The 15526-nt window shown below is 34.8% G+C and carries 7 protein-coding genes; all 7 read right to left on the reverse strand.

What is annotated here, in order from left to right; translation table 11 throughout:
- Positions 1 to 6 precede the first annotated feature (6 nt).
- The 7 genes from C8C85_RS08750 to C8C85_RS08780 are packed head-to-tail and all read right to left on the reverse strand — an operon-like array spanning position 7 to position 15517.
- Positions 7 to 1314, reverse strand: coding sequence for an ATP-binding protein (locus C8C85_RS08750; RefSeq protein ID WP_116796729.1), 1308 nt, complete (start codon positions 1312 to 1314; stop codon positions 7 to 9).
- Between the two features lie 36 nt (positions 1315 to 1350).
- Complete coding sequence (locus C8C85_RS08755) at positions 1351 to 4671, reverse strand: DNA/RNA non-specific endonuclease (protein ID WP_116796730.1); 3321 nt, start codon at positions 4669 to 4671, stop codon at positions 1351 to 1353.
- 31 nt (positions 4672 to 4702) lie between these two features.
- Positions 4703 to 6166, reverse strand: a complete 1464-nt coding sequence (locus C8C85_RS08760; RefSeq protein ID WP_116796731.1) for a contractile injection system tape measure protein — start codon at positions 6164 to 6166, stop codon at positions 4703 to 4705.
- A 5-nt stretch (positions 6167 to 6171) separates the two neighbouring features.
- Entirely contained in the window at positions 6172 to 6882 is a 711-nt protein-coding gene (locus C8C85_RS08765) for a hypothetical protein (RefSeq protein WP_116796732.1), read from the reverse strand.
- A gap of 25 nt (positions 6883 to 6907) precedes the next feature.
- Positions 6908 to 9406 carry a hypothetical protein gene (locus tag C8C85_RS08770; RefSeq protein WP_116796733.1) on the reverse strand — a complete coding sequence of 833 codons (2499 nt, stop codon included), beginning with the start codon at positions 9404 to 9406 and terminating at the stop codon, positions 6908 to 6910.
- Between the two features lie 10 nt (positions 9407 to 9416).
- A complete protein-coding gene (locus C8C85_RS08775; RefSeq protein WP_116796734.1) occupies positions 9417 to 12419 on the reverse strand; it encodes a hypothetical protein in 3003 nt (1000 codons plus the stop codon).
- Between the two features lie 5 nt (positions 12420 to 12424).
- Positions 12425 to 15517: a baseplate J/gp47 family protein gene (locus tag C8C85_RS08780; RefSeq protein WP_116796735.1), complete on the reverse strand. Its 3093-nt coding sequence runs from the start codon at positions 15515 to 15517 to the stop codon at positions 12425 to 12427.
- Positions 15518 to 15526: the final 9 nt, after the last annotated feature.

A 15526-nucleotide genomic window follows, 5' to 3' on the forward strand; every position in this document is an offset into this window, starting at 1 on the left:
CCGTTTTTATCCTGCTTTGGAGACCAAAGTTGCCATAATAAAAAGTTTTTCGTCTTTGCTGTATTCCAATTCGATTCCTTTCAAAATATGTCGAGAATCGATAACAGTAGTGTTTTCATCAAGTGTCTGTAAACAGGCAAAAGCCATTGCCGAGACTATTTGAGCACCATTGAGTTCATAATTTTTGGCCACTATTTCGAGTATATTGTGGTCTTTTAATTTTGTTTTTTTCGGCATGCAATTTTTCCATAATTGCAAACGTTCTTCGGCCGTTGGTTTGTTAAAAGGAATAATTGAATTGAATCTCCTTAAAAAAGCATCATCAATATTGTTTTTAAAGTTGGAAGTTAAGATGACCAATCCATTAAAATTTTCGACTCTTTGCAATAAATAACTCACTTCTTGGTTGGCGTATTTATCGTTTGAAGATTTGGTTTGTGTTCGTTTTCCAAACAATGCATCGGCTTCATCAAAAAGGAGAATCCAATTTTTGTTTTCGGCCTGAACGAATATTTTTTCCAGGTTTTTTTCGGTTTCACCTATGTATTTAGAAACTACTTGAGATAAGCTGATGCGATAGACTTCTTTACCAAATTCTTTTCCCAGCAAAGTGGCGGTAAGCGTCTTCCCGGTCCCCGATGGACCATAAAACAAACTTCGATAACCGGGAGCAATTTGTTTGGCCATTCCCCAATCGTTTCGCAATTGATTATGGTGTTTCAACCAAAGTTTGATTTGTTTGATATGATCCTGTGTATTTTCATTTACCACTAAATCTTGCCATTCCATTTGAGTGGTAATTTCCTGTGCTGGAAAGCTGGTGCCGAATTTTGGTTTTAATTTTTCGCCAAAAAACAAAAGATGAACGATTTCGGGAGGCAAAATAATACGGCCACTCATCAAAGGTTCGCCTTCTTTTACCTCTTCCAGGAATAAAATATTTTCTTTGGAAAACCAATGTGAAGGCGCAAATAATTGTTGTATTTCCAATCGATGATCGACATCTTCTTTTGCCAAAACATATTGTGCAGTTTCACCCGTAGGTAGCATTCCCCTGTGATTGTCCAGACGGATTCCGCCCAATTCGGGGAGTTCACCGCCATCTGGATAAACTTCTTTTATAATTTCATCAAAAAAATGAGGTAGAATATTAGGAACCAATGCCAATAGTAAAATTACGGCTTCATCATGAGTCGTTTTTCGATCTAAAACTTCAAGGAAAGAATTCTCGAAGTTATAAGATGCTGATTTTTCTTCGTTCTCTGTCACGCGAAGGGACTGAATGAGAAATGATTTTAGAATTTGAAATGGCATGTGTTATTTCGTTTAATTTAAATTTATATTCTCGTGCTATTCTATATAATCGCCATGAGTATAGTCCAATCCATTATTAAAATGATCACTTTTTGTAACTTTGGTATTTGGATCGTCTTTTTTCCAGGAAGAGAATTCGTAATTTATTATTGAGGGGGTTTTCTCTTCCATTTCTATAATTTTTTTTCTTTTTGCCAATAAATTTTGCGGTTGGTTTTTTACAGAATTTCCACCATAAATTGGTGTCACCTTATAATTTATTACTTTGTCGTCGGCTAAATCCTTTTTTACCGTTTCTTCAATGTCTGCATTGTGATCCTTGTTCCCTTTTCGGGTGAGAGGAGTAAGATTTCTAAAATCATTACCGCTTCCTCCTAAATTATGATTTAATAAGTGACCCAAGATGTAATAAGTCGAACTGCCATTTCGTTTTTTCTTAAGCGTTTCATAACCAGCGTTGGTAACGCCCGGAACTGATCCCGTGGGTGGTTTGGTTGTTTTATGAAGGTTTTTCACCTCCATGCTTGTCCCAAAACCATTCTGTAATGAACCAAATGTAAGTTCAAACTTTCCGATGCTTTCCATATTAAAAAGCGGAATCATGTGATTACTCAGTTTATTGACATGATCTGTAACTACCTCATATTTTTCGGTTTGTTCCGTTTGATATTTTTCCGATCCTTTGGCAGATTTATTTTTCTTAGAAATAGCCACTTTTAGCAAATTAAACTCAGCTTGTGCATTTTTTTTGGATTCCGCTTTTTTGGCATCTGTTTTTCCTAACTTGCTTATAAATTTTGCAAAAGTTGTCGGAGTACTGGCTACCATCAATTCAGCATTTTCTTCGGTACCTTCAAAATAAAGACTATGTGAATGCCCATCCTCCGTTTTGAATTTCTTTTTAATGCTAAAAAAGCTTATCAGTTTTTTTACACCAGCTTTTCCCGCTTTGAACAAAGTTTTTACCACATTTCCAGCTTTTTCAAGCACCCAATCGATGGCTTTATTGATAGGTGCTTGAATCTTATCAAGTAATGCCTGAACTTTTTTGCTTAAATCCCCAAGACCCAATAACCCCGCCAAAAAGCCAATGGCTATTGGAACCAATTTGGCTAATGAATTTTCGACAAATGTGGCGGCTTGGGTTATTTTTCCTGCTACGATAAGTGCTGTACTGTCAACAATACTGTTTATTAAATCCAATATTCTTCTGGCGTTGTTGATAAACCAACTAACGACGTCGTAAATGAGTTTGCACGCTTTTATAAAAGCACCAACAGGATTAAATAAACTGATTACCCAAGTGATTCCTGCCTTGATTACCGTTTCGATAAGCATGTTTTGTATGGCATCAACGACCATGACTTTAAGGTCGCCAATTTTTTCTTTGATGTAGTTCCACAATCCTCCGAGTCCTTCTTTTCGAATTATTTGAAAAATTTCAAAGCCAGTTTCTAGCGCTGCGACAACCGTTGCTCCGTACATCTTTGTGGCTCGAGCCTTAATATTTTCCCAAGTCAAACCAAAAACGGACATTATAAATTCAAAAATTCCGGTTAAGTCCCACTGCTTCGGAAATTTAATCGATGGAGGCATATTGCCCATTAGCCATTCAAAAAAGCCTTTTTTGAGGTGTTCTAAAGCATTTTTGCCAAAATTCTGAAAGCCTAAAACAATTGCGTCCAGCAAATTGGACAAGAAACCAATAGGATCCAGAATTATTTTTCCAACAACGTCTGCTACTTTTGCCAATATAGTAAGCAACAGATTTTTCATTTCAATAATAGCTTTGATGACTCCAACAACTGCATCATAAGCACGTTCTAACCAACTTTTGTTTTCTTCTTGTATCTTATCAAAAGTTTCTTCCAGTTTGGCAACGGCCGCATTAAATTTGGTGGTAATACTTTGTTTTAAACCTTCGTTGGCTTCATCAACTTTCGAATCCAATTCAGAAAAACGCTCGGTGGCATGGGCAAATACATCACCTGCAATTTTTTGGGTGTCTTTATCTTGATTTTTCCAGTAGTTTTGAGTTTTGAGTTTTCCGTCGTCAATATCTTTTGTCGCTTGGCTCAATTCTTTTTCGACAAAATCGCCAATTTTACGAACGACGGGAGCCAACGAATTGATAAAATTATCTTGTTCTTCGATGAAAACTTTCTTGATATCATTTGGAATTCCCGCTGCCCAATTGGCCAAATCTTCCAGCCAGTTGGTATCCGTTCTTTCTTTTACATTTTTTTCAAATGCTTTATTGGCAATATCGAGAGCTTCATCAAAATCTTTGTTTACTTTTTCGATAAGGTTTTTAAGTCTGGTTTCTACCAAAAGTTTGGTGTCATCATAAATCTTATTCAAATCGGTTGCGACTTTGGTTCGAACCTCTTCTTCTTTTTGTTTTTTAAGTTCTTTGTTTTTATCTACTTGACTTAATTGTTTGTTTCTGGTTGCATTCATTTTGGCAAGTCCGCCAGTAGTAAGGGCATTGGTACTATTTTTTGTAGCACCGGCAATTGGGTTGGCCGATTTTAAATATTGCTGATGGGTACCTTCTGCTTTTTTCTGACTTTCTTTTTTTTCTGTCAATGAATGATCAAATGCGGCTTCGTTTCCATTTTGAAGCTGTTCTTCCGACACATTATTATTGGCCAATTCACTATCAATTTTTTTGGAATCAGCTGAAAGATCGTTGTCTTGAGCAGTTTTAAGTGGAGGTGCAAATCCTGGATTGGAAACAACAGGATAAGCTCCAATGTCTTCTTTTGGCAATGGAGTAGCTACTTTTGTGACCACACTCGCTTGATCTGGAGCTGCACTTACAGCATTGGATAAATCGCCGTTTGTATTTTGTTTTTCCTTTTCTAAAGTATCTGTAATGCCTTGTTGTGCAGCACCCATTTTTTCAGAAGAGGTTTGGTCTTTCTCCATTTCCTCTTTGTTTTTTGGGATTACTTTTTTGATATTATCTAAAATAGCATCGGAAAATTTTTTGGAATCAAATTTTTTGGTTTTTTGATTCGACATGTCTTCCACCTGATTCGATTTGGCTACACTTGATTTTTCTAATGCGGGAGATATTGCAACCGATTTTTGCATTTCCGATTTTTTCTCTTCAGCAGTACCGTGTTTCTTTTGTGCTTTTGCAGTTTTTACAATTTTAGCCTTCTGAATGTCTAGTATGGATGCCTTTTTTGGATCAAGTACAGGATCTAGCGCTTCTTTTTTAGTAGTTTTTGCTGCAACAGGCACAAGAGCAGTTTCTTTCTTTTTCTTCTTGGCTGCAGAAGGAAAGAAAGGTGCCAGTTTTCGCTGTGGTTTTTTAACCGGTTTAAATTGAAGTCCTGTTTTAGACATTTTTATTCAATGGTTAAGAGGTTAATTTGATTTAATTCCAATAACACTGCAAAAAATCTTCCATCCATGGGGTTTTTATCATTTCGATTCCCCAGGGTAATTGAGCCAATAAAATATCCACACCTTCCTGTTTTACCCAGAGTTCTAATTTTTCATTCTCAGTAAATAGGATTTTCCCTTCTCTTTGCAAAAAAGTCTCCCGTAAACCTGCAACGGAGGTGTCGCCTAGAATTTTCCAATGTTCAATCACGGCATTTAATAAACTTTCGCATTTTTCTATTTCTTTAGGAGTAATTTCCAGTTGCGTATTGACCACATTTTCTATGGGAAAACCGCATAAAATCTTATTAAGCACCAGTTCATTTTCGCCTATTTTTGTTTCTCCGCTAATTAAAAATTGAGTTAACAAAATCGCTTTGTGTTGGCTCATTTTACTGGTCCAAATGTCATTTTTGGTTAGTTCTAATTGCTCAAACAACGATTTGAAGAAAGGATGGAATAGTATCAAACCAGCATTTTTAACATAAATCATATTCTGTGTTTTTGAATCGGGAGTTTCTAATTTTGTTTTTTTCTTAATTTCTGAAGTATTTATTTCTTCACTTACGGATTCCTCTTTTGAATTTAAAGAATCTAGGGTATTCAAAAAGATGTTCCAAAAAGCAATAAAATCATTTTTTTGTAACAAAATGTATTTTTTATGAAGACCTTTTTCTGTGATTAATAATTCTTTTAAAATCAACAAATAATCCGATTCTATGTCCCAATATTGGGAAGTAATGGTTTTAACAGTATTATAAAGGGTCGAATTCGAAATCATTTTTTCTTTAAAAAAATAAAATTGCCAAGCCATAAATTCAATCCAACTTTCTATTGTTGCACTAGAAAAAGAATTTGCTTTTGGAGTCAATGCAAATTGTAATAATGCAACAAATTCAGAATGGGAGCTGTCGATTCGAGTCACAATTTTTGATTTAAATTCTTCTGGGAAAGAATATATAAATCGGATTATAGCTTTCGGATTTTCTATAAATAAATCTTTTAATTTTTGAATAAAAGATTCATTTACTTCTACACTTGCAATTAATTCTTCAAGGTTTTTAATCAATCCATTTTCGGAAAGAATTCCTTTTTGTAAAAAATCAAAAAATAAACTTTCAAGAATGCTATTTTTTGTAAATACGATTTCCGAATTTTCAATTATGCTGGGGTTTTGTTCAAAATTTTCAAAATGCATTTTTAGATAAAATTCAATTTGTTCCAATGAATGTGTCACAATTTCTTCTTTCCATTTTTTTTTGGAAAGCGGAGGAAGTGTTATTTCCAGTTTGTCAATTTTCCAAGTATAATTTTGAAAAGAATAGAGATTTAATAATAGTTCAAGCTTTGGATACAATTCTTTCTCTAGTAATGCAGCAACAACATTTTGTACTTCTTTCCCAAAATCGGTCGAAGCACAGCTGATATCCATTGTATGTTGTTGTATTAAATGCATTGTTTTTAATCAATAATTAAATCATTGTCTTCAAGAATACTATTCAATGCTTTTTCTAAATTCTCTTGCATTTCTTTTGTGAATAGGCCAAATTCAAATTTGTTTGGTTTGTACAAAAGCGCCATAGAGGTTGAAATATGACCTGCTTCCGGCAATATAATGTGAACGCCTTTCTGTTTCTTTTTGTCTTCAAGTAAGCCAATGCCAATAATTGTCATCGGAAAATCAGATCGACTTACTGTTGCTCTTGTATCAGTATTGAAACCTCCTGCTGTACTTGGAGTAGTACCTTCTTTATCCTCTGCTTTATAGAAGGGAACCATGAAAGTGAGATACATTTGTTTCTCATTGATGTTGGGCAAAAAGGACTGTAGAATTTTATATTCTTCTTCCTTTAAAGGTATAAACAACCATTCGGGATTGTTTTTTTGGTCAGTGTTTGCAGGGTCTTTCAATCGTGCTTCAGTACATATATATAATGAACACGAAAGTTCCTGTATTCCTGTAAAATTCACTTTTACCGTTGCAAGTTGTTTGGTACTTAAGGGCTTATTGATATTCCCAAAATCAAAGCCAGCGATTGGAGTTGGAGTTACAGGTTTGTCTGAAAACTCCAGAATGTCTTTAAGGATTTTGTTGGTGTCAACAGCAGTTATATTTCCTTTTGCAATAATTTTGCCGTCAATTGCTGTAATTATTTCTTGTTTGGTTGCCATAACTTTATTTTTTAAGGATTAGTTGCTAAGTGTTAAAATCGTCATTATTGAAATCTGTTTTTTCGAAATCGCCAACTTTTGTTTCCGGATTTCCTATAATGATATTGATGTTATTTCCTTCGGGATTTTGAATATAAGGCAAGAAGAAATCGGCCAGCACCACTTTTTGTGGAGCACTATTTTCAGCCAAAATCAGCGGTTCAAATTGAAATAGGGTTGTAATATTAGACAAGAAAAATTCTTGTAAATGCACGGGATAATTATTGGCCATATTTTGTTGTGCCACTTTTATCAAATTGGCTTTGATGTTCTCTGTTTGATTTTTACAATCTTTTAGCGCAGCTTCATCATAGGAATCGGCATGTGAAAATTTAGTTTTTTTGTATAATACACTTTTGGTGAGATCTTCTTTGATTGTTTTTGTTTGCTCAACCGTTCCAAAAGTGAAACTATCCGTATAACTTTTAATAGAATCTAATAACACGAGATATTTTGGAGGTATTTGTTGTGGTTTAAAAATGGAGGTATCCGAGTAAACCAGAATAAATGTACCTCCTACCGAAACACCTGCGTGGTGTTCCATTCCTTTGTTTTTTTGTAAAAAAGTAGAAAGAAACAAATCTTTGAAACTGGCATTCCATCTTTTTACGGCTTCATCAAATAATACAGTGAAGGAATCTTCAAGAAACAACTCATTGATTTGATCCAAATGATCAATTAAGTCTTCAACCAAAATGCTTAAATCTTTTTTGCCCCATAAAAGACAAAAACGATGGAATAAAAAGAGGACATTTAAGTTTTTGAAAATTTCGTAAAAGCTTTTATAATTGGGTAAAAATTCACTTAAATCTTCTGTTAGCAACGTTTTTACTTCGTTCAAAATGTTTTTGAGAGAAGTAATTGTGGCATCGGTCATGAAGGTTTGCGCGATGATCTCCGTTTTGTTTGAAGTAATCCAATTAATGACAAACTCGGTGATATTGTACACTTTTTTTCGGGCCAAATCATAATCAACTTCCAGATCTGACCAATCCCCTTGATGTTTGGTGATGTCCACCTCTTTGCCTACATAATCAACTGCATTAAGTGCAATTGTTTTGAATGGTAGATTATAAGTGTCTTTCAAGGAAGACAATTCAGTAAGTACCTCCAAATAATTTTTACCAATATGGCCTTCAATTCTTAGAAAGTTATACGGTTCTAAATCATACAAAAGGGGTTTTTTGACCCACTGTAAATCGGTATAATTTGGTTTTTCGGACTGATACGAAAGGATTTCGTTGGTTTTGTTTTTTACAGTTTTATCGGGATTCCATTTTTTATTTAGATCCAAAAAGTTCGAATAATAATAAGGAATCGATTTTTTGGACAAAGGAGTTTTTCCATAAATGGTGGGTGTTATTCGGATAACAGTATCTGTAATAGACCACGATTTTATCAAAAGCACCAATCGTTCAAACAAGATGTTGAGTTTGTTTCTTAGTAGAATTTCTTTATCGGTATTACCGGTCTTTATATACGGCGTTCTAAAATTATTCTCTATAGTAATGTTACCTAAAATGATATGAAAAGGAAACTGACTTTCGTCAAAACAACAAAAAGTGGGATTTTGATTTTCGAAATCTACAATTTCATTATATGCGGAAACGATATCACTAATCCAATCGCACACATATTGAATTTGCAATTTGTCTTTGTTGGCGGTGATGGTTTGCGTTAATTGAGTTTTGCAATTGTTCAACGAAGAAAAGTCAGAAGTTGATTTTAGTACATTTTTGTTGGTGTTATAAATCGCATTTATTTGATTGGAAAGCGTGGTTAGAAAAGCATCATCATACCAATTTTTGAAACCGTCAAGCACTTGTTGTCCCGTTACCAAATTTTTGAAAGGCACATTATATCTGGGAGTAACCAGTTTTTGAGATGCTTTTTTGATATCAAAACCGCTGAGCAATAAAGGAGCAATATCCGAATTATTGATAACCAAAGGCCTTACGGTAAATTCCAGTCTTTTGCCTTTGTCATCACAATTGGTATTCACGCAGTTTTTCTCATCAATCAAGGCTGTTTCAAGAATAAATACGACCGCTTTATCATTAAAAAAACCATTGGGAATAGCTGTTTTAACTACTTCCGTAGTTGTGGGTTCCAGCAATTCAACAGCATTTTTGAAAGGCGAATATTTAGATCCGTATTTTAACATGGGTTCCAAAAAAGGTTCTTTGCTGTAATTGGCTCCCAGAAAATTGGCCGAAAGTTCTAAATTATGATAGAATGTAAACAGTTTTTCTTCCCAGTTAATTTCATACCCCAATGAAGTAACAGCCGTTCCGCAACCTATTTTAATTTGGTTGGGCTGTGGATGCGAAATTTCTAATCCACATACAATTCCCATCCCTAAGAGCCCTGTTCGAGACAAGCGGTCTTGTTCTTCAAGATAACTTACAACACTGTTGAGATGTTTTTGGCTTAGAACTTGATCTGCCTCAAAAACGGGATATTTGGAGTTGTTAAATGCTTTCATGTTACTATTTTTAAAGTGTTCCTAATGCTGTATTTCCTAATAATATGGGGTTGGTAATTTCACTCAAATGACAATCGAATAAATTGCCCTCGGGGTACATTGTATTCAATTCATTTAGAGCAGTAATCATTTCTTTATGATGAAGCAAGAAGCTGTTTTCGTCTTTTGATAGTAATGTTTTAGAACAGTATTTTATTCTAAAGTAGCGGTAGTTTTCGAGCCAGTTTTTATAGGCAAATTGAAACTGTTTCATGTCGTTTGCATTCACCCAACAAATTTTTAATAATACATGTGCAGGCGCTTCTTGTCTGAAAATTTTCTCCGCATATTTTCTAAAAGTCAAGTTTCTAAAACGAGTTAAATACCCTGGCAAAACGATGGTGGCTTTGAAAGAATAGGGATCATTATTGGCTTCATCCTTACAATCGTCCTGTAAACAAACCGTTAGTAAGTCACTGTCTTTGTTGGAAGTCAATAAAGGTCTCAGTAGTAAATGTTCTATGGAATAAAAGTTTTCAAAAGCTTCATTCAGCGTTTGGAGTAAAGAATTGTAATAATCGTGCGCGGCTTCAAAAGTGGCAAACGCTTTATCGACTTTGGCAATTTTAGTACCGTCTTTTTCGAGATAGAGATAATATTTGGCACCCGATTTATGAATGGTATAAACATTGGGATCAAAAATATGTTCTTGAAGCCAGTTCCACTTAATAGCCAAATCGGTTGCGGGACTTTGTATTTTAAAATGAATAACCCCCAATTTTGTTGGGATTGACAATTGCGATTGCGGACTATCGTCATTGGCAATATCTCTTAAACTAGTGTCATTAATACCTAATAATTTGGCAACCCTTTGCTCATAACCTCCTCTAGAATTAGAACCCCAAAAATTAGGTGGAGTAAGGGTGTTCGGATTTATGTAATCCATTCCGATTCCTCTTTTACTGCTTATTTCAGGATAGTCATTGATAAAATTTTGCTTGTCTTGTATTAAATCTTCGTATTGAAAACTAAGTTCTCCCAACCCTTTTGCATCTTGATTGACTTGATACATCATAAAAACGTAATCGTTGAAACTTTCTCCAAACCGCGACATTAAATGGTCTAATGCTCGGTTGCGTCGTTCGTAGAACTCCGTTTTGTTTTCGTAAATAGTAATCTGATCGTCGCTTGGAATCCACAAATTATTCTCAAAGGATTTAGTGTAAAGCTCGTTGGAATAAAATTCACCCCCAGTCCAATCGTTTTTGGAAAGAAACTTGGGGAAGTACGTTCTGTCAATGGTTGCAGTGTCCAAAATATTTTTGGAGTTGTATAATTGATTGAAAAAATCGGCCAAAATTTGATCGTAAAAATGCAAATAGCCTTTTAGTTGATTGACCTGCGCTTTTCGCAAATCGGATTCTTTATCCGATAATTTGTTTTTTCCCAAACCATAGTTTTGAGGAAACTCGTCCTGAATGCTGTAATACTCATCCAGCTGGTAAAAAGTTCCCGATGGAAATGGCAATTCATTATTGGTGTTGAGTAATTTGTAGTTTTTTTGTTGGGACTTATAAATTTCTATTCTTTGATCCACCAACATTTGATTGTTTTCTGAAAGCAGAAAAGGAATCTTTTTTTGGAACAAAAGTATTTTGGATTTCTTAGGCGTAAAAATCGGATTCACTTCTCCAGAAAGAGTCAAATTCCAAGGTTGACTGGAACTTCCGGGAATAGGTTTTCCATTTTTGTCATAAGCGGTAAGCAAAAGATTATTGACCGAAATCACTCCTTTTATCCCCATTAACACAGCAATAATATCCGAAGAATGAATTGCGGTGGGCAAGTCACAATTACTCAGTTCTTCCTCTTTCAGGAAACCGTGATTGAGTTTTGGCCCCAGAAATAAATCTTCCGAATGATAACCTTGATCGAGTAATTGTGCCAATGTATAAAACCGAATAGGAGGGTTTATAACATCAAATAGGGCGATCTGAATTTGAGCCATAACATCAACTACATTGCTTTGGGGTTCCATTTCGATATCGACACAAATTCCAATTTCGATGCTTTCTATAGTTGAAAGGCATAAATAGTCCTCAGTGAAATTTCTGTTTTGATGTAGTTTCGTATGCACTTTTTGAAAAGTGGCGTCGACTTTGCTTTTTTTATCTTTAAAAAGAGTAACCAATTCAAGATAATTTTTTGGAACCGAAAAATGAGCCAATACAATATCTATTTCGCTTGGGTCATAACAGCTAATGGTAAAAGTCAAAAATTCAACACCACTTGGAGTTTTAAAAAGAGTAAGAACGACTGAGTTGTCAACTTTCTCAATTTTTTTGCTTTTTATTTTAGCCGGTTTGCTCAATGCTTCCAGTAAATTGGCTTTTGGATGGTTCCAAGAATCAAACATCGGATTGATGTTTACCTGAATCCATTGGTCTTTGTCTAGAAATTCAAAGTCCAAAAGAGTGGAATTCAAATCACCTAAAATTGGATCATCTTCCAGTTCCAATACCACTTTGTTCAAACCCCTAAGCGGTAATTTTTGCAGTTCGATATTGTTTTTATCAGTGGATTTTATACTTAATTTGTCCTCTACAGGATTTATATAAATGGGAATCTCATTTTCGTGAGGAGCAAGAAAACCGGAGGAATCAAGTGTTTTTTTGGTAGCCAAAAACCAAGCATTCGAAATACCGTCAATATCAATGAGTAGTTTTCTATAATCAATTTCGGTAAGCGGAGCATTAGAAAAAATAGTACTGGCAGGAAAAAAAGTATGGTTTGAAATTTTCCCATATCGGTCGCATAAAATGTTTTTAATGTCAAAACTGCTTCGATACCCCAACTCGGTAATAGCATAAGACAAAACTTCGAGAATGGTTATCCCTGGATCGTGTGCATTGTAATCGGTCCAAAGTTTGTTTCCCAGTTTTTCTATATACTTCATTCCTTCTTTTCTCAAGAAATCATAATCTTGAGAAGGAAGTAGTTTTCGGTCTTTTGCTATAAAATAATCGGTTTTCATATTGATCAATTATTTATTTCTTCTATAAAATGAGACTCGTTGGGTACAAACAAAGTGAAATCGGTCATCGGAATAATTTCTTTTACTTTATAAAAGATTGTTTTTACGCTGTCGTTGGTGTCATTGAGAATGATTTGATTGACTTCAAAATCAGTTATATAATCCACAAAAATCTGGTTGTCGATCAATTGGATCAATGCTGAGATTTCTATGGCATTGGCAAAAACCACTTCATTGTTTTCAAAAGCCCACGGACTTAGATAGGTGTTAATTATTTTTATTAACTCGGAGGCATATAAGCGAGTATCGGCACCCGGAATTTCATGGTATTTGACTTTAAATTTGACTTCTATTTTTTCCAGAGTGGGTGTTTTAACCGAAATCCTAGCGTGAGGTGAAGCTATTTTGGTAATATACTGCTGTATTTTTTTCATAGTTCCCAAACTCAAAAGAGGTTTCCAGGAAACAGGATTTTGATAATTATTGGATTTTGCGATTGGAATCAAAGTGATATAGCCCGCCGAAACATTGGATATCGTGGTAGCATTATAACGGTAATGATTTAGACATTTTAGCCGATGCACTTCTGGAAATTCATCGAGGATCAATCGTTCATAATCCCATGAAGTGATGGCTCTTTTTTTGTGTCTTAACCTTTCGCTAGAGCGTTGGTAAAGCAATACGTCGTCTTCTTTTTTCTTGCCCGAAAAAGATGCATACGGTTGAGTGACTTTTTTTATAAAATCAATAGGTTCATGAAATTTTGAGATGGTTTCTTTGGGTGTATTTTCGGTGAAAACAGTTCCGTTTTGCTCAAAATCAGTTAGCACTGCTTTCAATGCTTGAGTGTGAACACCAATAAAATGGCAAATGGCATCGGTTCGATCTACTGCTATTTTTATCCAAAAAAGCGATTTTTCCAGTATGGTAGTTTGACTGGTGTCAAAATCCGGAATTGTTAATTGCACTAAACCTGATTGTGTGAGCCCATTAGTCTCGTCACCCATTTCGTGTGGATCAATTGGCGTCCAAGAATTTTGATTTAGATAAGACCATTCGACTGTAGCTGGTTCTTGTCTTGGGTTGGCGGTTCCTTCTGCAAGCTGAATTAAAAGTGACAATCCGTTTTCTGGAATCACTTTATCAAATCCTAAATAAAGCTCACCACCAACGGGACCATCATGAGGAAATTTGGAATCATATAGTTGATCCTTTTTGTATCCAAAAGGCAAAATGTGATACACTTCGATTGGGTTATTTGATGCGCCATTGACATAGGTATCCGAAACAGAATATTGCAAACTAATTTCATTAATAGTAGGGGCTACAGGCAGAGTAACGCTGTCTGCTTTACTTTGAGTAATAAAAGTTTCAAGAAATTTTTCCCCTGCAAAATCGGTGTCGTTTAGAATAACTTTCGCATAACCTGAAACGCTGGAAGCGTTTGGCAATGTGTTTTTTTCCTGATATTCCAATATTGGGTTTGTATTTTCAATTTCATAATTAAAAGTTTGAGTATTGCTCCACAATCCATCTATTAGTTTTTCTGTTTGCAAATCAAGGCCACTGGTGAAATAAGGATTGATATTGAGAGACAGATTGGCGCCTTTTTTGACAAAAAATTCGTTACAGCCAATGACAAAACCATTGCCGTTTTTTGGAAAATCGCCAAAAGGCTTGAACGATTTGCTGGAATCAACCAATCCTGTGTCGGTGCCTAAAACAAAATTTTTTAAACCTGAAACATAAATGTAGATATCTAGCTGAGTGATGTCGATTTGTTTGGCTCCATTTAGAGATACGATTTTGAGAACGGGATAATTGGTTTTTATATTTATACTGCCGTGTATTTTGGGGTCATGAGCAATTATTTTTTTTTCTGAGGCTAAGATCTCCAGATAGATATAATTGCCATAGTAATAAGTAGCATTAATTTCGATTACTTTTTTTTCGCCAGTGATAAAAAATTTATAGTGGGATAAATCTAAATTTTCATCGTTTATTTTGAGAAAAATCACTCTATAACCGCCACTCAAGAAGAATAACGGACTGGCAATAAGCAAACCAGTTTCTACCATTGTTGCCGAATCTGAAAACACAGTGAAAGATTTATTTTGAGCATTCGATTTTATAAAATCCGATTGATTCCAAAGGGAAGTTGTAGTTTTATAATGGCTTAAAAAAGAATGTAACGTTCCGTCATTAATGGCTTGGTCTGCTGTTGCAGTGTAGAATTTGTTTTTGCCCAATGAATTTTTGCCTGCGGGAAAAACACGACCTTTGGGGACTAGTACTGCTTTTTCAGGAGTAGGTTCAAGAACAAGATGTACATAGTCAGGTCGTGCATTTGCAGGTTGTATTTGTAAAATGTCTCTGTAATAAAAATCAAGATGTCTTTTTGTAAACTCATTGAGTTGGCTTTGTGCAATTCCTAAAAGTTTTAAAAAGGAAAGATATAATGTAAAATGAGGTTTGTGATTGGAGTAGCTTTCCAATTGATTTGAGATGTTTTCTCCAGCAACTTGTTTCCAATTGTGCATTAATCCATAAAGCTGTTGTACGTTTTTGTCAAATTGAGAATTAGAAATCAATGCCACTGGATTGGTACTTGCCGTTATTTTGTCATTTAATTCTTTTATTTTTTGAATGAAATAAGGACTTGTTCCTTGCAAGGTTTCTTTGGCAGAAAGGGTTGAATCCAGAACATTTATTTTTCGATTAAAATCTAAGAATTGACTGTTTAGGGTTTCAAAATAGGATAAAAGTGTTTTTTTTTGATCTGCAACTACTGTTGAAGTTTTGACTTCAATTTTACAGATTTTGTACTGTTCTTGTAATTTTTGCACATCCCATAAATACAGTTGAACAAGAATAGCGGTCGATTCCCACTGAAAAAAATTAGACCAATTGCCATCCTCTACATTGGAGTCATTATAGAATTTTATATGGGCAGCCAATTTTTGGGCAAAAGCAATAAAATCAACTTCTTTTCTTTCATCAACAAGAAAATAATCGGGTTTGAGAGCCATCAAAAATCGCTCTTCTTGGGTAGTTCCCATTCCTTGATGAATTGATATGTTTGATGAGCAATTGTCCATTTTTATATT

Source organism: Flavobacterium sp. 103, from assembly GCF_003096795.1.
GTDB lineage: Bacteria > Bacteroidota > Bacteroidia > Flavobacteriales > Flavobacteriaceae > Flavobacterium.